Origin of the sequence: Streptomyces sp. NPDC002018 (assembly GCF_042890865.1) — a bacterium.
In the GTDB taxonomy this organism is placed as follows: Bacteria; Actinomycetota; Actinomycetes; order Streptomycetales; family Streptomycetaceae; genus Streptomyces.
Genome location: NZ_JBIASO010000039.1, coordinates 1 through 18,988, shown reverse-complemented (window position 1 = coordinate 18,988; position 18,988 = coordinate 1). Strand labels below are relative to the sequence as shown.

The 18,988-nt window shown below is 69.2% G+C and carries 12 protein-coding genes; 10 read left to right on the top strand and 2 right to left on the bottom strand.

The features are described from left to right. The first annotated feature begins 14 nt into the window (after positions 1-14). Positions 15-1,226 carry an MFS transporter gene (locus tag ACFYYH_RS33745; RefSeq protein ID WP_388559559.1) on the top strand — a complete coding sequence of 404 codons (1,212 nt, stop codon included), beginning with the start codon at positions 15-17 and terminating at the stop codon, positions 1,224-1,226. A gap of 116 nt (positions 1,227-1,342) precedes the next feature. On the opposite strand, the gene ACFYYH_RS33740 is transcribed toward ACFYYH_RS33745, so the two are convergent. Then, a complete protein-coding gene (locus ACFYYH_RS33740) occupies positions 1,343-2,188 on the bottom strand; it encodes a hypothetical protein (protein WP_388559519.1) in 846 nt (281 codons plus the stop codon). A 901-nt stretch (positions 2,189-3,089) separates the two neighbouring features. Here ACFYYH_RS33740 and ACFYYH_RS33735 point away from each other — a divergent pair. From ACFYYH_RS33735 to ACFYYH_RS33715, 5 genes are all read left to right on the top strand, one after another. Continuing rightward, complete coding sequence (locus ACFYYH_RS33735) at positions 3,090-3,863, top strand: ribosome-inactivating family protein (protein ID WP_388559517.1); 774 nt, start codon at positions 3,090-3,092, stop codon at positions 3,861-3,863. Between the two features lie 36 nt (positions 3,864-3,899). Next, positions 3,900-7,925: a DUF6603 domain-containing protein gene (locus ACFYYH_RS33730; RefSeq protein ID WP_388559515.1), complete on the top strand. Its 4,026-nt coding sequence runs from the start codon at positions 3,900-3,902 to the stop codon at positions 7,923-7,925. Next, positions 7,922-10,306, top strand: coding sequence for a hypothetical protein (locus ACFYYH_RS33725; RefSeq protein ID WP_388559512.1), 2,385 nt, complete (start codon positions 7,922-7,924; stop codon positions 10,304-10,306). Before ACFYYH_RS33730 ends, ACFYYH_RS33725 begins: the two co-directional genes overlap by 4 nt. Further along, positions 10,306-14,082, top strand: a complete 3,777-nt coding sequence (locus ACFYYH_RS33720; protein WP_388559510.1) for a hypothetical protein — start codon at positions 10,306-10,308, stop codon at positions 14,080-14,082. The genes ACFYYH_RS33725 and ACFYYH_RS33720 overlap by 1 nt, the downstream gene beginning before the upstream one ends. A gap of 99 nt (positions 14,083-14,181) precedes the next feature. Next, on the top strand, positions 14,182-15,600 hold the full coding sequence (locus ACFYYH_RS33715) for a hypothetical protein (RefSeq protein ID WP_388559507.1): 1,419 nt from the start codon (positions 14,182-14,184) through the stop codon (positions 15,598-15,600). Positions 15,601-15,739: 139 nt separating this feature from the next. Here ACFYYH_RS33715 and ACFYYH_RS33710 read toward each other — a convergent pair whose 3' ends face one another. Continuing rightward, entirely contained in the window at positions 15,740-16,198 is a 459-nt protein-coding gene (locus ACFYYH_RS33710; RefSeq protein ID WP_388559504.1) for a winged helix-turn-helix transcriptional regulator, read from the bottom strand. Positions 16,199-16,217: 19 nt separating this feature from the next. On the opposite strand from ACFYYH_RS33710, the gene ACFYYH_RS33705 reads away from it, so the two are divergent. The 4 genes from ACFYYH_RS33705 to ACFYYH_RS33690 all read left to right on the top strand — a co-directional run bounded on the left by ACFYYH_RS33705 (position 16,218) and on the right by ACFYYH_RS33690 (position 18,945). After that, entirely contained in the window at positions 16,218-16,403 is a 186-nt protein-coding gene (locus ACFYYH_RS33705) for a carboxymuconolactone decarboxylase family protein (RefSeq protein ID WP_388559501.1), read from the top strand. Positions 16,404-16,450: 47 nt separating this feature from the next. Continuing rightward, entirely contained in the window at positions 16,451-16,969 is a 519-nt protein-coding gene (locus ACFYYH_RS33700) for a VOC family protein (protein WP_388559498.1), read from the top strand. A 108-nt stretch (positions 16,970-17,077) separates the two neighbouring features. Beyond that, the gene (locus tag ACFYYH_RS33695) at positions 17,078-17,764 is read left to right on the top strand and encodes a fumarylacetoacetate hydrolase family protein (RefSeq protein ID WP_388559557.1); all 687 of its coding nucleotides are present in this window, start codon (positions 17,078-17,080) and stop codon (positions 17,762-17,764) included. A gap of 119 nt (positions 17,765-17,883) precedes the next feature. Further along, positions 17,884-18,945: an FAD-dependent monooxygenase gene (locus ACFYYH_RS33690; RefSeq protein ID WP_388559495.1), complete on the top strand. Its 1,062-nt coding sequence runs from the start codon at positions 17,884-17,886 to the stop codon at positions 18,943-18,945. The last annotated feature ends 43 nt before the right edge of the window (positions 18,946-18,988 follow it).

Genomic DNA, 18,988 nt, shown 5'->3' with positions numbered 1-18,988 from the left:
CGGTGCGGCTGCTGATGGTGAATCAGTTCGCCATCAATCTCTCCTTCTACATGCTCATGCCCTATCTCGCCGCCCACCTCGCCGGTGAACTCGGGCTGGCCGCCTGGGCCGTGGGCCTGGTGCTGGGGGTGCGCAATCTGTCCCAGCAGGGCATGTTCCTCATCGGCGGCACGATCGCCGACCGCTACGGCTACAAGGCCCCCATCATGGCCGGGTGCCTGCTGCGGACCGTCGGCTTCGCCCTGCTGGGCTGGGTCGACAGCCTGCCCGCCTTGATTGCCGCCTCCGCCGCCACCGGGTTTGCCGGGGCACTGTTCAACCCGGCGGTGCGCGCCTATCTCGCCGCCGAGGCCGGTGAGCGCCGAGTGGCGGCGTTCGCGGTGTTCAACGTCTACTACCAGGCCGGGATGCTGGCCGGTCCACTGGTGGGTCTGGTACTGCTGACCGCCGACTTCACCCTGGTGTGCGCGGTCGCGGCGGGCATCTTCGCCGTTCTGACCGCGCTCCAGGGGCGGGCCCTTCCCGACCGGCGGGGAGCAGACGGTGTCCGAAGTGAGGGCGGGGTGCTGGCGCAGTGGCGCACCGTGGTGGCCAACCGCCCTTTCCTCCTGTTCTCGTGCGCGATGATCGGCTCCTATGTGCTGACCTTCCAGATCTATCTCGCGCTTCCACTGGCCGTCGGCGAGGCGTTCGGGGGCACTATGGGTACCCGGGCCACCAGTGTGCTGTTCATCGTCTCGGCGGCGGTCACGGTCCTGGGACAGATGCGGCTGACTGACTGGGCCCGGCGCCGCTGGAGCCCGCACCAGGCTCTGGTGCGCGGCCTTGCCGTGATGGGTCTGGCCTTCCTGCCGCTCGCTCTGGCCCCCTCAGCGGATGGCCGGCCTGGGCAGGCGCTGGTTCTGGCGGCGCTGGTCGCGGCGGCGGCCGGACTGGCCGTAGGGTCCACGGTGGTCTACCCGTTCGAAATGGACACCCTGGTCTCCCTGTCCGGAAACCGTCTGCTCGCCACCCACTACGGCCTCTACAACACCGTCTCCGGTCTCGGAGTCACGCTCGGAAACCTGGCCACCGCCGCCCTGTGGGACACCGCCCAGAGGGGTGGGTACCAGCGGCTGACCTGGGCGGTATTGGCAGCCACTGGCCTGGCCTGCGCGGGCGCCGTCCTCGCCCTCGCCCGCACGGGGCGGCTGACCGGCCGGAGCCCCCGACCGGTCCCCGCCTGAAAGCCGGCGGTCCCCGCCGTTCCCGTCGCGCGGGAACGGCGGGGCGGCCGGTCGACCGCTGATGAGGCCAACAGCATCATTGCGACGGCTGGGCCACCCCGGCGCGCGTCACTGTCTCACTGGCCCAGCGACTGGTCGCGCTGCTTCTTGACCTCGGCGGTGAGGTCGCCCGTGTCGGCAGCCGGCGGGGCGGTGATCGGCTTGATGCCACCGAATTTCAGAAAGTCCATGGTGACTGTCATGCCGCCGCCGTTCTGCTTCACGCGCACGGGCAGGTCCTTTCCGTCGACCCAGATGTCGAAGCTCATCTTCCCGCCGCTCGCCTTCAGGGAGTTGACGGCGGCCTTCTTCTCCTGGGCGGTGAGGCCGGACGCGTTGACCTGCTGCGCGCCGACGCTCCCCCGGTAGTGGGTGGCCTTCTTGCCGCGGACCGTCTCCTCGCCGAGGTTCTTCACGTCCTTCGCGGCGCCGATGTAGCGCAGACCCGCCGTCGGGTCGGCGTTGTCCGCGATGCTGTTCGCGCCCGACTCCCCCACCACGGCCGAGACGTCGATCCGCATCCAGTGCTTGCCCTTGAGCGGGCCACTGGGCTGCGGGTCCACCTCGTAGTAGTACGCCCCGTCGACCATCTTCATCGTCAGCGTGGGGTCGTCCTGGAGAGCCTGCATCTGCGCGTTCGCGGTGTCCATCTCGACGTCAAGCGCGGCGCCGTCGCCCCAGGAGTAGGTGCCGTCCATGGACACCGGCTTGCCACCGGCCGCGACGATCACCGTCGTCGTCTCGACCTCGGCCGAACCGAGCTTCGACGCCTTGTCCGACGCCCGGGTCAGCGCTCCCATGACCGCGTCGGCGTGGCCGACAGCGTCGGCGGTCTTTCTGACGGCTTCCGCGCCGCACGCGGTGGTCACGGCCAGCACGGCGAAGGTGATCCCCGCCCATGCCCCGGCCCGGATGTGCTTCATATGTCCCGCCCCCTGGTATGTGATTCTGTTGTTCTTTGCAACGAAACGAACTCTAGCCGGGCATCTGCGGCCCGGCCCCGGCGCGGGTCCACCCCCAGCGAGGCAGGACCGCCCGCGAAGAAAGTGGCCCGCGGGCGGCGTTGTACCCACCGCGTTCGCCGGCGGTCTGCGGGGTGAAGGAGGGCGGGTACGCGACCGTGACCGCGGGAACGGGCCGTGACCCCGGCCGTGTTCCGGCATCGGCTCGTCGCGTTCTTTACCGCCCACAAGATCACGCCGATCCGCCGTGTCCATGGGCCGGGGCGCACGACAGCCACGGACTGAAGCCCATGGCGGCCGGACGGAAATGGTTCGGCGGGAAACACATCGGAATCGACATCGCACGCGAAGGAATCGAATCGGTCGTCCCCCCATGACGTATTCCGCGACCCGGTCGAACAAGATCAAAAAGCGGGAACCGAGGACCGCCGTTCGGCCACTTCCCGGGATTTCGAAACGTTCCGTGTGCGCATCCTCGCAGCTTGGACCGGACCCTTCCGGGCAGGTCATGCCGGGCGCACCGGGCCCACCGGACCCTCGCCGCGAGAGGAAAGCCCGCTCCGCGTCGGACGTGGACCGCGTGTCTGCGGGGAGGAGCAGCAAGGGCGGATACGGGTGCGGAGCCCTTGGCCTGTCCGGGCACCGAACAATCGGAATCGATGGTTCGCCTCGCTCCCCCGGCGCCGGCCTCCCGGCCTTTTCGCTTCGGTCCGGAGAATCGAACCCCGCGAAAATCTTTGGCGCAAGCTTCACGCTCTGCGTATGTCTGAAAACTCCCACCCGTCTCAGCGGCGGGCTTGCGCTGCCCGCCGGACGGCCGCGAGCCTGTGGCGAACCGGTGGCGCGGGAGGGGGACGGCGCGATGGCCCTCGGAAACGAGGACATACATAAATTCGACATGGAAGTGCCTGTCAGAGCTCGCTTCAACTGCATGATCTTGTTCCTGCGTAAAAGATTCGGTCAGTACAACGCACAGCAGAAACTCGACGAGTGCCTCTTTCGGGTGGACTTCACGCTGCCGGAGGAAAATCGGAACTCTGTGGTCAAGCTCTACTTCCGGAAGGAGGATCTTTATCTCCAGGGGTGGGCGATCGATTACGAAGGAGAAAGCCGATACTTTGCCGCCCAAGGGGGCTTGGTCCCCCAGGAGGCAACACGGAGCGGAAAGGGCAGCATTTCGCTCGCATACGGCAAGGATGTCTCGAAGGTCAAGCTCGGCCAGATGGAGATGACGGCCCAACTGGAAGTCCTCCATGGCTATCTGTCCAAGGTGGTGGCAGCGGAGGAACATTCCGGGAGACCCCCGGACGAGAAGGAGCTCGGAAGGGCCGAAAAGGCATTCCACACGCTTGCCAGGATGACGGCGGAGATGGCCCGGTTCGACGGGTTCTATCTCAATTTCTTGGGGTCGTGGGCAAGCGAATGGAGTCAGTCGACCACCCTCGCGATGGACATTCCAGGAGTCAGCAGAAAAGAGACTCAGCCTTTTGAAGAGGCAATCACGAACTGGGCCAAACTGTCGAAGAAAGCGCGCGGAGGAACGGATTCCCTGACCTATCAGGGGAGTCCCGTGTCCCAGGCCGAAGCCGAGCTGATCCTGAGGGACGGGGCCCGGCACGGCGAGCCGAGGCCCTAGGACGCCCTAGTGCCGCGATCCGACGGAGGGGGTTCGGTGGATCTCGATGCCCTGAAAGCGCATATCTCGACTCTGGGGAAGCCGCCGGCGCTGCGCGCCGCGGACACGGCGCTGCCCACGCAACTGAGGGACATGCTGGCCACGTTCACGAACGGCACCTGCCAGGGCACGGCGGGTTCGGGGGAACCGCAGGTCGATGGCGGAGGCACGAAGCTGACGCTCTCGCTCACCTGCGCTTCCGCCGCCTGGCCCGCCGGCGGACGCGTGACGGTCGCGGTGACGGGGGTGACGGTGACCGTGACGACGGAAGGTTCCGTCACCCTGGCGCTCAGCGGCACGTTCGACGGGATCGAGGTGGTGTCCACCGTGACCGCGAGCGAGGACGGAGTGCTGACCGCCGCCGTGCGGCCGCGGCAACGGGGGGCGTTCGCCGGCGCGCTGGAGGATCTGGGCGGGCGTCTCGCCGACACGGCCGTGTGGCGGAGCGCCCGGGACGGGCTGCGCGCGTTCGACTTCGTTCTCCGGGATGTCGCCGGGTTCGACTACCGCCTGGTGAAGAAGGAAGGAGCCGTACCGGCCGGCTACGAGGTGCCGTCCATGGCGATCGTCGCCGCGCTCGACATCAAGGCGCTCTCGCTGGACATCGCGGTGTGGCTTCCCGAACTGCGCGTCACCGGCGCGCTGCACGACGACAAGCCGGTCGACGTCCGCTCGCTCCTGGCGTCGTTCGGCATACCCGCGGGCGAGGTACCCGCGTCGGCGGCCATCAGTGAACTGTCGTTCGCCGCCTTCCTCGGCGAGGCGTACATCATCCGGATGAAGGCCACGGGCGACTGGGAGATCGGCCCCTTCGCGATCACGGCCCTGTCCCTGCACCTGTACTACGACGATGTCCAGAAGTTCGTGGCCGGCATCGCGGGAACCGTCTCGATCGGCTCGGCCATCAGCATCGATCTCTCCGCCACGCAGCTCGGCGGCGCGACGGGCGGCTGGACCCTGAGCGGCGGCACCGTGGCGGGTGAGACCCTCGGCATGGGCGAGGTGATCGACGCCCTGCGACTGCCCGACGTGCCACAGCCGCTCAGGACGCTGGAGCTCACCAGCCTGTGGCTCTCCCACACCACGGGCACCCAGGTCTTCGACTTCCTCTGCCGGGGAGAGATCACCATCGCGGACGGGGTCTCGGCCTCGCTCGGGCTGACCGTCACCCGGGACGGCTCCGCGACGCGGTACGGCGGGACGCTGTCCGTCGAGGACTTCTCCTTCGATGTCGTCTTCGACAAGGAGAAGTCCGGCACCGACATGCTCGTCGCCACGTATCACGGTGCCCAGGAGGGCGCCCAGGTCGTTCTGCGGGACTGGGTCGCGCACCTCTCCGCCGATCTGGCGGCGGACGTTCCCGGCAGTCTGCGCATCGGCATGAAGGACGCCAAGTTCGTACGGGTCAAGCCCCCGAACGGCCCGGCGCGGTTCTGCGTCGGTGTCGACCTCTCGGCGGCCATCGATCTTTCGCAGCTTCCGCTCGTCGGCGGATTCCTGTCGGAGGCGGGCACGCTGAGCGTGGAGAACCTTCAGGTCCTCTACTCCTCCGGCGCGTTCGACGCCACGACGACCGCCTCGGTCAACGGTGTGCTGGAGCAGGCCGGGGTGGTGGCCCTCCCGGCGGCCGGGCTGAAGGCGGGGCCGGCCGCCCTGGCCGACCTGCGGATCGGACAGGAGACCACATCGGTCGCACTCGGCCTGCCCGCCGGCGCTCCGGGTCCCTCGGAAGAAGGCGGTCAGCCCGCGGCGCCTGACGCCCCTGTCCCCGCTGCTTCTCCGGCCCCCGGCGGGACCGGCGCGCCGGCCTCCGGTGGTGTGTGGGTGACGGTGCAGAAGCAGCTCGGCGTGGTGCAGATCAACCGGGTGGGTGTGCTGTACCAGCACAACGCGCTGCTGTTCGCCCTGGACGCGGGGGTCCATCTGGGACCGCTGGCCCTCTCGTTGGACGGTCTGGCGGTCGGCTCAGCGCTGGACAGGTTCGCGCCGGCCTTCCACCTCGACGGCCTCGGGCTCGGCTACGCCGCCCCTCCGGTCGAGATCTCCGGGGCCCTGCTGCACATCCCCGACGCCCAACTGGCCGACGGGGTCGCCTTCCAGTTCGACGGTACGGCGACGGTCGCCCTGCCGAGCTTCTCGCTGGCGGCCGTCGGCTCCTACGCGCAGCTGACGAACGGCCAGCCGTCGCTGTTCGTGTTCGCCCAGCTGGAGGCGCCCATGGGCGGCCCCCCACCGATCCTGGTCACCGGGCTGATGGCCGGATTCGGCTTCAACCGGGAGCTGGCCCTGCCGAGTGCCCGAGAGGTATCCGGCTTCCCCCTCCTGGTCCTGAACAAGCAGGGGCCCGACTCCAACGCGCAGAAGCCCTCCCATGTGCTGGACGTCCTGGAGGGGCGTGAGCCGGCCGTGTCCGGTTCCCCGCCGCGGCAGTGGATCGCCCCCCACCAGGGCTCCTACTGGCTGGCTCTGGGGGTGGAGTTCACCGCGGCCGAGGTGGTCAACGCCAAGGTGCTGCTGGCCGCGGAGTTCGGCCAGGAGCTGGCGCTGGCCGTGCTGGGGATCGCGACCCTCCAACTGCCGCTGCCCGCCGAGTCCGCCACCCGCACCTACGTCTACGCCGAGCTGGGCCTCGAAGCCGTCGTCCGCCCCACCCTCGGCAGCTTCGAGCTGTCCGCGCAGCTGTCCCCGGCCTCCTATGTGCTGACGCCCGCCTGCCATCTCACCGGCGGGTTCGCCTGCGCGGTGTGGTTCGGGTCCAACCCCAACGCCGGACAGTTCGTGATCACCCTCGGCGGCTACCACCCGGCGTTCCAGCGCCCCTCCTCCTACCCCGATGTGCCGCGGCTCGGCATCGACTGGGCGGTCAGCGGCAATGTGTCGATCACCGCGCAGGCGTACCTCGCGGTGACGCCGTCGTGCGCGATGGCCGGCGCCAGGCTCAGTGTCGTCTTCCACGCGGGCAGCTTCCGGGCGTGGTTCACCGCCCAGGCGGATGTGCTGCTGTCCTGGCGGCCGTTCTTCTTCACCGCGCGCATCTCGGTGAGTATCGGCGCCTCCTACCAGATCGACGTCGGGTTCATCCACAAGACGGTCAGCGCGTCGGTCGGCGCCACCCTGGAGCTGTGGGGGCCGCCGACCGGCGGCTCGGTCACCGCGCACTTCGCGTGCTTCTCCAAGACCATCGGCTTCGGCCCCGGGCGCTCCGGAACCGGCACCGAGGCCCTGGGGTGGGACGAGTTCGCCGGCATGCTGCCGAAGCCGGAGGACGTCGTCACCATCGCGCCGGTCAGCGGTGTGGACAAGACCATCGCGGACACCGCAGGGAATCCCGGCAACAGCGGAAAGGTGTGGCTCGCTCGCTCCCGTGACCTGCGCTTCTTCACCCAGTCGGCGGTGCCGGCCAGCCATCTGCGGGTGGGACAGGCCCCACTGGCCCCACCGGAGCCCGGTGACGGGCCCCGGGTCGACATCCGGCCCATGAACCGCACCGGCCTCGTCGGTGAGCACCGTCTGAAGCTGTACTACGAGGACACGCTCACGCCGATGGACGGCTGGACGCCGGCCCCCCGCACCCAGACCCTGCCCGCGTCGCTGTGGGGCGCCCCACCGGCCCCGTTCAGCCAGACCCCCGGCGCGCCCAGTGCCGATGTGCTCCCCGGCCGGCCGGTCGGCTACGACATCCAGGCACCCCGGCCCGAACTGGCCGCCTCACGCGGGGTCTTCCCGCTCAGCGAGTACGAGGCGGACGAGATCCCGCCCGGCCTGGCACCCCTGCCCCAACACCCCGCCGCCAACCGCGACTTCGTCTCCGTACCCGACAGCTCCTGCGTGGACCTCATCGGGCGCGCCGACCGCGGCGTGGCGAGAACCGGACGCGACCAGGTGTACGAGGCCCTGGCCGACGCCAAGCTGCTCACCGGCCGGGGCGACACCCTGGCCGCCCTGGCAGCGGGGGCCGGCCACTTCTACAGCCAGGCCCCCCTGGCCCAGAACCCGCCCCAGGACGCAGGGAGCCGGACATGAGCCCGAGCCCGCGGCATCCCGACCGCGACACCATCCCCCTCGGGGACATCGAGCTGCACGACCACTACCTGCCCGCCCTGCCCGCGGGCGACTACCGGATCGAGGCCACCCACACACTCCGCACCGCCCCGGACGAGAACGCGCAGGTCGTCGGCGTGCCTTCCCGGGCCGTCCAGAGGTTCACCGTGCACGCCCCTCAGGTGGCCATCGACACGACCGCGGTGGTCGCCAGACAGCCGCCGGAGGCCTCCGGCGGCCGCTTCGCCGAGGTCCTGCCGCATCTGGTCCTGGGCGATCCCCTGCTGCCGTGGGAGCGTCCGCTGCGCGGGGCGTCGCGGACCACCCCGTGGCTGGCACTGCTGGTCCTCACCGACGACCAGCTCACCGGGGGCACGACCGCCCCGACCCGCACCGTCTCCACCACGGTGGGCGGGTTCCTCGCCCCCGACCCCGCCGTGCTCAAACCCGATCTGCCCCTGGAGGCCGACATCGGCCTGGACGATCCGTGCGACTGGGTCCAGGTCCCCACGACGGTGTTCCCCGAGGTGGCGCCCCGCCTGGACGAGATCCGGTACCTGGCCCACTGCCGAGGCGCCAACACCGGGGACCGGCCGATCCTGGGCATCGAGGAGGACGGCCTGTTCTCCGTCGTCGTCGCCAACCGCTTCCCGGCCGCCGCCCCACCCGGCTCACCCCCTGACGCCGGAACCAAGAACATCGTGCACCTGGTCTCCCTGGAGGGCCACGAGAGGATTCTCGTGGACGACCCGGACTTCCAGGGCCGTACGTCGGTCGCGCTGCTGTCCCTGTGCAGCTGGTCGTTCTGGGCCTACCCCGACGGCAAGGCACACTTCCGCGACCTCGCCGAAGGGCTCACCCGCACCCCGGACGGCTCCCGCCCGGCGACCCGCGAGGAGATGTGGCTGAGGCTCGCCTCCCCGTACCAGGACACCGGCGACACCCCGGCCGCCCGGCGGCAGGTGGCCCGGCGGATCAACGACGGCTATGTTCCGCTGCCGTATCTGACCCGGTCGGGCGAGACCACCTACGGCTGGTACCGCGGGCCGCTCACCCCCGTACTGCCCCTGGCGACCGACCGGGTGACGACCGCCACCACCGCGGACTCCCTGATCGGCTACGACCCCGCCTGGGGCAGCTTCGACGTGTCGCTCGCCACCGCGTTCGAGACCGGCCGGGCACTCGCCCTGGCCGACGCCCCGTTCGCCCAGCACCTGATCGCCTTCAAACACGCCACCCGCGACCTCGCGGACACGCTCTACCACCAGGCCACCAGCAGTCATCTGCCGCCGGACCCCGGTGAGCGGCAACGGCCCCCGACCGCGCGTGCGGCGTTCGGCACGCTCCTCGACGGCCACCTGCTCACCGCCCTGGGCGCACCGCCGGCAAGCCCCGGCGGCACCTGGTCGCCGCCCGCACCCCCGCCCCCGCCGAGCAACCCGACCCAGGAGCTGAGCGCCTTCCTGCGGTCCGACACCGCCCGCTCGGCCGTCACCCGCGCACTGGACGAGGACGACGGCCTCAAGGAACACCTCACCCCCGTCGTGAAGTGGCTGGGGCGGCTTCTGCTGCTCCACCCCGTACCGTTCACCCATCTCGTGCCCGACGAGCGCATGCTGCCGCCGGAGTCGCTGCGCTTCTTCCACGCCGACCCGAACTGGCTGGACGCGCTGGTCGGCGGCGCCCTCAGCGTCGGCGCGCAGTCCAGCCGCGACACCCTCCAGGACCGGATCGTGGCCGCCGCCGTCCGGGCGAGGGCGGCCTCCGAGGCGGCCAGGCACCGCGACACCGAGCGCGATCGCCCCAACGAGAACCCAGCGGACCCGCCGGACACACCGGACACACCGGCCCCGGTCCCTGGTTCCGTCTGCGGCCTGCTGCTGCGCTCGGCGCTCGTCTCCGGCTGGCCGAACCTCGCCGTACGCGCCCGCGACCGGGCCGGCGAGCCGCTGCCGGTGCTGCGGATGGACCATCTCTCGCCCACCGTGCTGCTGTGCCTGTTCGACGGAGTGCCCGCGGCGGTCGAACTCGGGGAACCCCAGGAGGGCTTCCGGTTCGGAGTCGAGGACGACGGTCTGATCCCGCTGCGGAACATGCTGCGGTCGCCGCACTCCGGCCGGGACCTGCCGCTCGGTGAGCAGCTCGGCCCCGACGTCACCTTCTCCGTGCTGGACCATCTCCGCCCCTCGGCCGACGGACAGGTCCGGGTCCTGGACGTCGGCTCGCTCATCCCCGCGCTGGCGGCCGCCCTGGACGCGGCGCACGGCACCGCCGTCGGCCCGATCGGCCCCGCCGACCTCGCCCTTCAGATGGTCAGGGTCCCCGAGGCCATCCGCTTCAACGGCCCCGAAGGAGGCCGCTGATGAGCACGCGCCCCGCCCTCGTGGTCCCCGTCTCCCTCGACGCCCTCGTGGTGAATCCGGCCCTCCTGCGCCAGGACGGCTTCCGTAGCTGGCGCCAGAACTATCTGGCCCTGGACGACTACGAGAGCCCCGAACCGGACGAGGGGGACCGGCAGAGCAACGACCCGCTGTTCACCCACGCGGGGGTACGTCTGCACTGGACGCTGCCCAGAGGGCTGCGCCACGGCGTCGAGGATCCGGCCACCGGCGAGGTCCGCTACCCGCTGGTGCCCAACCGGTGGCTCGTCACCCGCTTCAGCGGCACCACCACCCGCCGCGCCAAGGCGTGGGTGCTCGAAAGCGACTGCCCGCACACGCCCTACGCCCGCCAGCAGGGCCATCCCGTCGAACACTCCAGCCCCTACCTGGTCACCGCCGACACCCTCCGCGCCTGGCGGGCGAGCCCCGACGCCTACCGCAACGCCAGGACATCGGACGCCCACCAGGTCCACATCGGGCTCGCCTTCCCGGTCGGCGACGCCATGCCCTGGACGGAGCGTGCCGCGCGGGACCCGCTGTTCCTCACCGCCATGAACACCGGCGACCCGTACTTCACCACCTACACCCCGCACAACACCAACGTCTTCTCCTTCCTCGACGACCTCTCCGACCTCACCGCGGCGGACACGCTCGGCTACCAGGTCATCGGCTGGTACTCCAACCCGGACGCCGATGTCCTCGCCGCCCGTCCGCCCGGCATCTCCTACGCCGACCAGCTCACGCACCTCGGCTGGCAGGACCCGCGCCTCACCGGCGACCCCGCCCCGGACACCTCCGTCACCCCGGCCGTCCGCAGCCTCTACCAGGGCCTGGCCCTGACCGTCCCCTGGGACCCCGCCGCCGGCGCCGCCCCCGATCCCGACCCCCTCCACACCATCCAGGACAGCGGCGCGATCAACCTCGCCATCGGCAACACCACCGAGGACGCCTTCACCGCGCTCGCCGGCCACGCGCTCCAGGCCGCCGGCGCCCGGCCCGCCGCCGCGGACATGCAGCTCCTTCGCGCGTTCCTGCACAACCTGCTGTCCGTCGCCGACGAGAAAGGCGGCGACGAACGGGTACGCCGCAGCGTCCACGGCGCCTCGTTCGGCGCCTCGTCGGGGGGATACCGCTGGACCGTGACCCCGCCGCCCGCCGACACGACGGCCGGGGGAACAGAGCCGGAGCCGTTCACGCCGCCGAGCTGGCTGGCCACCCTCAACGAGGACCAGCGCCGACTGGACGAGCAGCTCGGCGAAGTGCACGCGCTCCAGTGGCGACTGAACGCCATGTGGCTGAAGAACGGTCTCGCCGACGTACTGTTCCCGCCCCCCGGTGACGCGCCGGACCAGGAGCTGATGCAGGCGGAACTGGATCCCGGCAGAGAGGGATCCCTCGCGCACACGGTGCGCGTGAGGACCGTCCAGGCCCGCACCCAGGCGGCCCAGGTGCCCCAGCCGGACCGGACCGGGACCCACACCAACGCCCATGACGCGCTCCTCGCCGGGATCCAGGCCTTCGCCCAGGACAAGGGGCTGGCCGAGGGTGCCACGCTCAAGGCCGTGCCCAGGCCCCCGTACTGGCACAGCAACAACCCCGTGGTGAGCCTGTCCGGGATCCGTCCCCCGGCCGACGCCACCGTTCCCGACGAGGTCGTGCCCGTACGAGCGCTCACCGACGACGCCTCCCCGCTGGTCAGCGCTGTCACCATCCGGGGAAGAGCGGTCACCGCGACACCGGGGCAGGGCCCGATGCCCGCCCTCCCGGGCCTCGGCGCGCTTCCACCGGAGGTTCCCGGGCTGCTCACGGAGTACTTCCTGCTGGACCCGGGCAACGCCCCCTCGCTGGCCGGGGCCACCGGCCTGACGGTGGGCGAGGTCACCGCCGCCCTCGCGGCCCACCGCCCCGCCGACTGCGCCGGCACCCTGCCCGCGCTGGGCCTGGACCCCTGGGCCCAGCCCTGGGAACCGCTGTTCATGGAGTGGAAGGCCGCCTACCGCCATATCCCCCACACCGTCGGTGGCCGGCGCTGCTGGGCCTTCGACGGCACCGACTACCGCTACACGCCGGGCGCGGCGATCGACCCGGAGCCGGTCACCGTCAAGGGCATCTCCGCCCTCGGCCCGCACCCCCGCACCCTGTTCGCCGCCCGGCTGAAGGAGTTCGTCTCCCACCACGGCTCCACCGCCCAGCGCGGACAACTCGACGCCTGGCTGTCGGCGATCGGCGACTGGGGCTTCCTCGCCCAGGAACTGACCGGGTTCAACGACCGCCTCGCCGCCCGCGACACGCGCGCCTTCCGCCGTCCCACCGCGCACGACACCGACTCCCCGGACATCGCCGGCCTCGCCGGCTACCCCGACGCCGCCACCGAGGACGGTCTGCCCGCCCGCTACCTGGGCCGGGTCACGAGCGTCCCCTATCTCCCCGGAGGCGACAGCGCGGCCTTCCACGAGACCCGGCAGGGACAGATCTACCTCGAAGAGCTCTTCCTCTACGACAAGTTCGGCCGCGTCCTCGACGTCGTCAGCCCGGACCTCCGGTACGGCGGCCTGCACGACTACCGCGGCTTCCCGCTCACGATCGACGACGCCCTCACCACCGAGACCTCGCTCACCCCCACCGTCGCCGCCGTCGCCCAGCTGCCACCGCGCCCCCTCCAGCCGGCCCGGCTCGACTTCGACCTCCTCGACGGCCCCAGCGGCACCCGCGTCGTGGACACGGCCGCCGAACCGAGCCCCATCGCCGGCTGGCTCCTGCCCAACCACCTCGACCACAGCCTGCTGCTGTACGACCCGACAGGCCGGCTCCTCGGCACGTACCGCCTGCTCACCGGCGTCGACGGCCGCCGCACCGGCCAGTGGGAGCCCCCGCCCGACGGCACCGTCACCACCCTCGCCCAGGTGGAAGCCCTCGCTCCGGCGGTCGCGGGCCTCCTCCGCTCCCGCAAACTCGCCACCGAAGCCAATCTCACCGCCTTCCTCGACGTCATCGACTCCACCCTGTGGACCACCGACCCCCTCGGCCGGCGCGCCGACCAGAACCTGTCCGTCCTCATCGGGCGGCCCCTGGCACTGGTACACGCCCAGCTGCGGCTGACTCTCGACGGACCGCCCATCCGCGACACGGGCTGGGCAGCCACCCTCGACCCGCCACCGCCCGCGTTCACCGCCCATGAGTTCGCCGTCCGTCTCGGTGACCAGCCCTCCCGCGACGACGGCCTCATCGGCTTCTACCGCGCCTCACCCGACGGGGGTTACGACTACGAGCGCTTCGACAGCGTCACCGCTCCCGACGACGAGCAGGACCACATCACCCGAATCGGCCCGCCCGGCGCCGAGAACCCTCCGCAGGATGCCAACTACCTCCAACTGACCTTCGGCGACCCCGCCCCCACCAGGCTGCTCCTGCTGCTCGACCCGCGCGCGACCGTCCACGCCACCTGCGGGATCACCCCCACCGCCACCGTTACCGTCCCGTCGCGACACGTCGACGAAGCGCTCCGCCACCTCCAGGCCCTCTTCCGCTTCGGCCCGGTCCTCACCGGCGAACACGACCGCGCCATCACCTTCCCCCGTCCGGGCAACAGGCACGGCACCTGGTCCTGGCTGCGTCCCGCTCCGGCGCCGGGCCCCTGGACGTCGTACGAACTGGCCCAGGCACTGGCGAACGCGCAGTTCGAGGACGGCCCCCACATGCTCGAAGACGGTCTGCTCCGCTTCTTCACCGAACCCGAGCAGCAGGGGCAGGAGCAGTAGCAGTAGCAGTAGCAGCAGGAACCCAACCTTTCCCCGTCCCGGCCCAACCTTTCCCGGCCCAACCTTTCCCGGTCCCGTCACGCACCAGGAGGTCCCGCCATGCCCGACCAGTCCACTCCCCTGCTCGGTTACCTCACCTCCACCAGCCCGGCACCGCTCCAGGCGAGCAGCCCGGGAACCCCCACCCTGGGCCGTATCAACCTCGCCGTCACGGACGACCGGCAGGATGTCTACTGCGACCGGATCCAGATAGCCGTCCCGGCCGACGATCACGCCGGCGGCGCGTACTTCACCGAGCAGCCGAACTTCTCGACGAGCAGTGGCCAGTGGACCGTCGCGTCCCTCGTCCAGGTGACCGGTGAGGAACTGGGCCTGGCCCAGAGCGGCCAGTTCTACCGCGCCACCTTCCGCTCCGTCGACGAGGAGTACGACCTGATCGGCGACACCCTGGACTTCGGCCTCAGCGGCCCGCTCAGCATCTCCACGGGACCGCTCGCCTATTACATCCAGGAGCACTCCGGCACCACGTCCGACCGTGACGACTACACGAAGAAGTCGCGCGTGCTGACCCTGACCGTCACCGAGCCCGTGTTCTACCTGCACAGCTTCCTGGCGCGTGGAGAGGCCGGGGCCACCGCCCCGCGAACGAAATTCACCGGCGGCAGCCCCGTCTACCTCACCTGGGAGAGCAACGGTACGTATTTCCGGCTGTACGACGGCGACGGAGATCTCGTCCAGGAAGGGCCCGAGACCTACTGCTCCATCGGCTACGACGTCATCACCATGGACACCACCTTCACACTGGTGGCGTCCATGTCCCCGGAAACCGAGGGGAACGGGAGCGGCTTCGAGCCGATCTACCAGTACGCCACCCTCACCGTCACCATCACCGACCCGACCCTGGAGGGACTGACCGTCCGCGAGGACATCACGGCCCGGTCGGGGCTCGATGTGAGCGGGCGCATCTCCGCCGACGGCGATGTCAGCATCGCCGGGGATGTCACCGTGAGGTCGCGCCTCGACGTGGAGGAGACGCTGAGCGCCCTGGGCGACCTGACCGTCAGCGGTTACACCACGGCCCGGGGCAGACTCGACGTGAGCGGAGACCTGACCGTTGACAGTTCCCTGACCGTTGGCAGCTCGCTGACCGCGAACAGCGAACTGACCGTCAACGGCGATCTGACCGCCAACGGCTATGTCAGCGCCGTCGGCGACGACACACACGTCCGGATCCGCGAACTACGCGGCCCGTACGGCGAGAAGATCTCCATCAACAGCTCCGTCGACGTGCTCTCGGACAACGACTTCACCATCCGGGAAGGGCTGAGCGTGGACAAGGACATCAAGCGCGGCGGCAGCGGAGTCCTCGCCGACGGCGACGAGATCGGGCTCAACAACACGTACTACGAGGGCTGGCTCTACGCCACCATGTTCGTCAACGACAACCGCCGTACGACGGCGGTGTGGGACCCGGGCGACCGCGTGGTCGAGTCCTCCTGGCGAGTCTCGCGCGACTGAGGTCGTGTCCTGCGTGGTGGGTCTGATGAGTCGTCTCCAGCGGTGCCGTATTTCAGGCGCAGGACACCGGACCAGCGCTGTCGGGGTGCCGGCGTTTCGCGGCGGACCCAGGGCGGGATTCGGAGCCCGGCTCGCGGAGTCAGGCTTGCCCGCCGTCGCCGTCGCGATCGCCATCCGCGATACCGCTGCCGTCGCTGTAGGCCGCGTCAAAGCGCTTGCGGCTCTCGCGGATGGAATTCTCTTGCGCCAGCGCCCAGTCGAGCAGCCCCAACATCTGCTCGTAAAGTGACCGGCCGACTTCGGACAGGGTGTACTCGACCTGTGGCGGTCTGTCGGGCGTAACGGTACGGATGATCAGCCCGTCTCGCTCAAGCCTGCGCAGGGTCAGCGTCAGCATGCGCTGGGAGACCTCGTTGACGTGACGGTGAAGTTCGGCGTACCGCAGTGGACCGTGGCTGAGCACGGCCATGATCAGCACTCCCCACTTGTCGGTCACCCGCGCGAGGATGCCACGCATCCAGGCATTTACTTCGCCGGACCTTTCCAGCGCACGAACATCGATGTTCGTTCCCCACATTGAAGTGCCTTCTTCCTTCACGGGAGCGAGTATCTCACACTTGACCTTGAGCACACAGGAGCTGGAATTCCATCTTGAGGGCGCCCTCGTCAACGGAGTCACGGCCGAAGAGGTGCGCGAACTGCTCTTGCAGGCCGTGTTCTACTGCGGGTTGCCGGCCGTTTCGGAAGGGTTCCGGGTCGCCCACGGCGTTGTCGCCTCCCCGCCCTCAGACGCATCCGCCTGAACTTCGCTTCTCCCCCGGTCCGGCCACGGTCGAGAAAGGAACATCTTTTGGCTACTCCACATAAGCTTTCCCATGTCGTTCTCCAGACGAACCGACTTCCCGAGATGCGCGACTGGTACTGTCGGCTGCTCGGCGCCCATCCGGTCTTCGAGAACGAACTTCTCGCCTTCCTCGCCTACGACGACGAGCACCACCGCATCGGCCTTCTCGCAGTGGAGAGGTACGGCGAGCGTCCGGGGCCGGTCGTCGGCCTCCAGCACTTTTCGTTCACCTACGATTCGCTGGACACGCTGCTTGAGCACTACGAAGGGCTCAAGAAGGATGGCGTGCTGCCGGTGTGGACCGTTGACCATGGCCCCACGATCTCCTTCTACTACGCGGATCCGGAAGCCAACTGGATCGAATTGCAGGTCGATGTATTCAAGACGAACGAAGAGGTCAACGCCTTCATGGAAGGGGAGATCTACCACAGCAACCCGATCGGTGTGGTATTCGACCCTGACGACTTGGCCGCACGGTACCGGGCCGGTGAGCCCCTTGAGTCGCTGACCACCAGAAGGGGTTGACCGATGGAGTCCCCGGATAGCGGAATCTGAGATCCCGGTTCTTGTCATCGGAGCGCGCCGGGGTCATCCAGCTCCCTCCCTCTTCGCGCGCCCTGCGACAGCGGCGTACTGCTGGTATGCGCCGGGTCGAACTACCGAAGCCATGTCGCCGAAATGGACGACACCGGAAAAGTTACGTCGAAGGCCACGTCCTTCGTAAAGAGCCCGAGCGCAATCATTGGCTCCGGTCAGGAGATTGTGATCCCGGAGCAGCTTCCCGACATGGTGGATTTTGAGGGCGAGATATGCGTGGTCTTCGGCCGCGCCTGTCACCGCGTCGGTGTGAGCGACGCCATGCGTTATGTCGGCGGCTACACGATCCTCAACGATGTTTCGGCCAGAGATTCAGTCCCTGCGATGCTTGCCGCCACGACTCCGGCAGAAGGACAGGAGGCGATGCTCAACATGATCATGGGGAAGCACCTGCCAACCTTCGCGCCGGTCGGCCCTGCCATCGTCACGGCGGACGAGGTTTCCGATCCTGGAAAGCTGCATATGGTCACCCGCCTCAATGGCGTGGTCATGCAGGATGCGACCACGGAGGACTTGGTGATCGACATCCCGCACCTGATCTCACAAATGTCACAGTTCTACTATTTTCGTCCCGGTGACATTCTCAGCACAGGCACACCGGCCGGCGTGGGCTTTGGCCGCAAGCCGCCGGTTTTTCTGCACCCGGGAGACTTCGTAACGGTCGAGGTTGCCGGCATCGGGACGCTGGAAAATACCGTGCGAGCAAGCAGTACCGCCGCTTGACCGGAATTGGCCCGTCACCATGCCTCCTCGCTCTGCCCGGGAGTAACTCCCTGTCGCGTGCCGCCGGGGGCCGTGCGCCCGTTTCGGATGCGCTCTGACTGCCGCACCTGAAGCTTGGAATGAAAGCAGAGCAAAAATCTGCTCATAGGTACACGGCGGCCAGGTCGCGTTTCACCCAGTCCTTCCATACCGATGGAACCAACAAAAGGAATTTCATGATCGACACCAGCGATGTCCTGGTGGTGGGAGCGGGTCCGAGCGGACTCGCGTCAGCTCTTCAGCTCGGAAAGGCCGGCGTCCAGGTGCGGCTCCTCGAACGCCGCCGCACGCCCTCGGACCAACCACGCGCACACGTGGTCAACGCGCGGACGATGGAGCTGTTCCGAAGCTGGGGTGTGGCTGACGGTGTCCGTGAGGACGGCCTCGCACCCGAACTGGCGACAGCCTTCGGTGTGCTGACCGATCTGTCCGGTGAGGAGTTCGGCAGACTGGACATCGACGAGCACACGGCCGCCTTGTATTCGACCGAGAGGCTGTGCAGCTGTCCGCAGGACAAGATCGAGGCTCGGTTGTTGGCGGAGGTCCGCGCGCAGCCCACCGTCAGTGTCGGTTTCGGCCACGAGGTCGTCGGCGTCGATGTGTCTGCCGACGATGTGGTTGTCAGCGTGCGTGACACGCAAGGGAGGACGAGCAGTGTGTCCGCACGGTTTGTCATCGCGGCAGACGGGGCCGGCAGCCGGCTTCGGACCGTGGCCGGGATCGCGATGCCCCGGGCCACTCCGCTCGGGCGCCGGATGAACATCTACTTCCACGCCGACCTCACGAGCCAGGTGCGGAGCCGGCCGTTCATCCTGTGGTTCGTCCACAATGTCGCGACCCAGGGCATCTTCATCTCCCTCGACGGTCACACCAGATGGGTGTACAGCGTCGAGATGGCTGCGGGAGAGTCGGCCGCCGACTACCCGGCGATCAGGTGTCGCGAGCTTCTGCGTGCTGCTCTCGGCATCCCGGACATCGAACCCGACATCCGCAGCACCCTCACCTGGACAGTAGACATGGGCGTCGCCGGTCAGTTCCGGAACGGCCCGATATTTCTGGTCGGCGACGCCGCCCACACCTTCCCACCCGCGGGGGGGTGCCTCTATGTCTTTCGTCAAGGCGGCCCTGTGGTTTTGAGGTAGTTCGGGCTTGCTGGGGTCATGCGGTGAGTTGGATGTCTTTGGG

Coding starts and splice junctions, on each gene's coding strand:
- ACFYYH_RS33745 (WP_388559559.1), top strand. CDS start 15: ATGGTGAATCAGTTCGCCATCAATCTCTCCTTCTACATGCTCATGCCC.
- ACFYYH_RS33740 (WP_388559519.1), bottom strand. CDS start 2,188: ATGAAGCACATCCGGGCCGGGGCATGGGCGGGGATCACCTTCGCCGTG.
- ACFYYH_RS33735 (WP_388559517.1), top strand. CDS start 3,090: ATGGCCCTCGGAAACGAGGACATACATAAATTCGACATGGAAGTGCCT.
- ACFYYH_RS33725 (WP_388559512.1), top strand. CDS start 7,922: ATGAGCCCGAGCCCGCGGCATCCCGACCGCGACACCATCCCCCTCGGG.
- ACFYYH_RS33720 (WP_388559510.1), top strand. CDS start 10,306: ATGAGCACGCGCCCCGCCCTCGTGGTCCCCGTCTCCCTCGACGCCCTC.
- ACFYYH_RS33715 (WP_388559507.1), top strand. CDS start 14,182: ATGCCCGACCAGTCCACTCCCCTGCTCGGTTACCTCACCTCCACCAGC.
- ACFYYH_RS33690 (WP_388559495.1), top strand. CDS start 17,884: ATGAAAGCAGAGCAAAAATCTGCTCATAGGTACACGGCGGCCAGGTCG.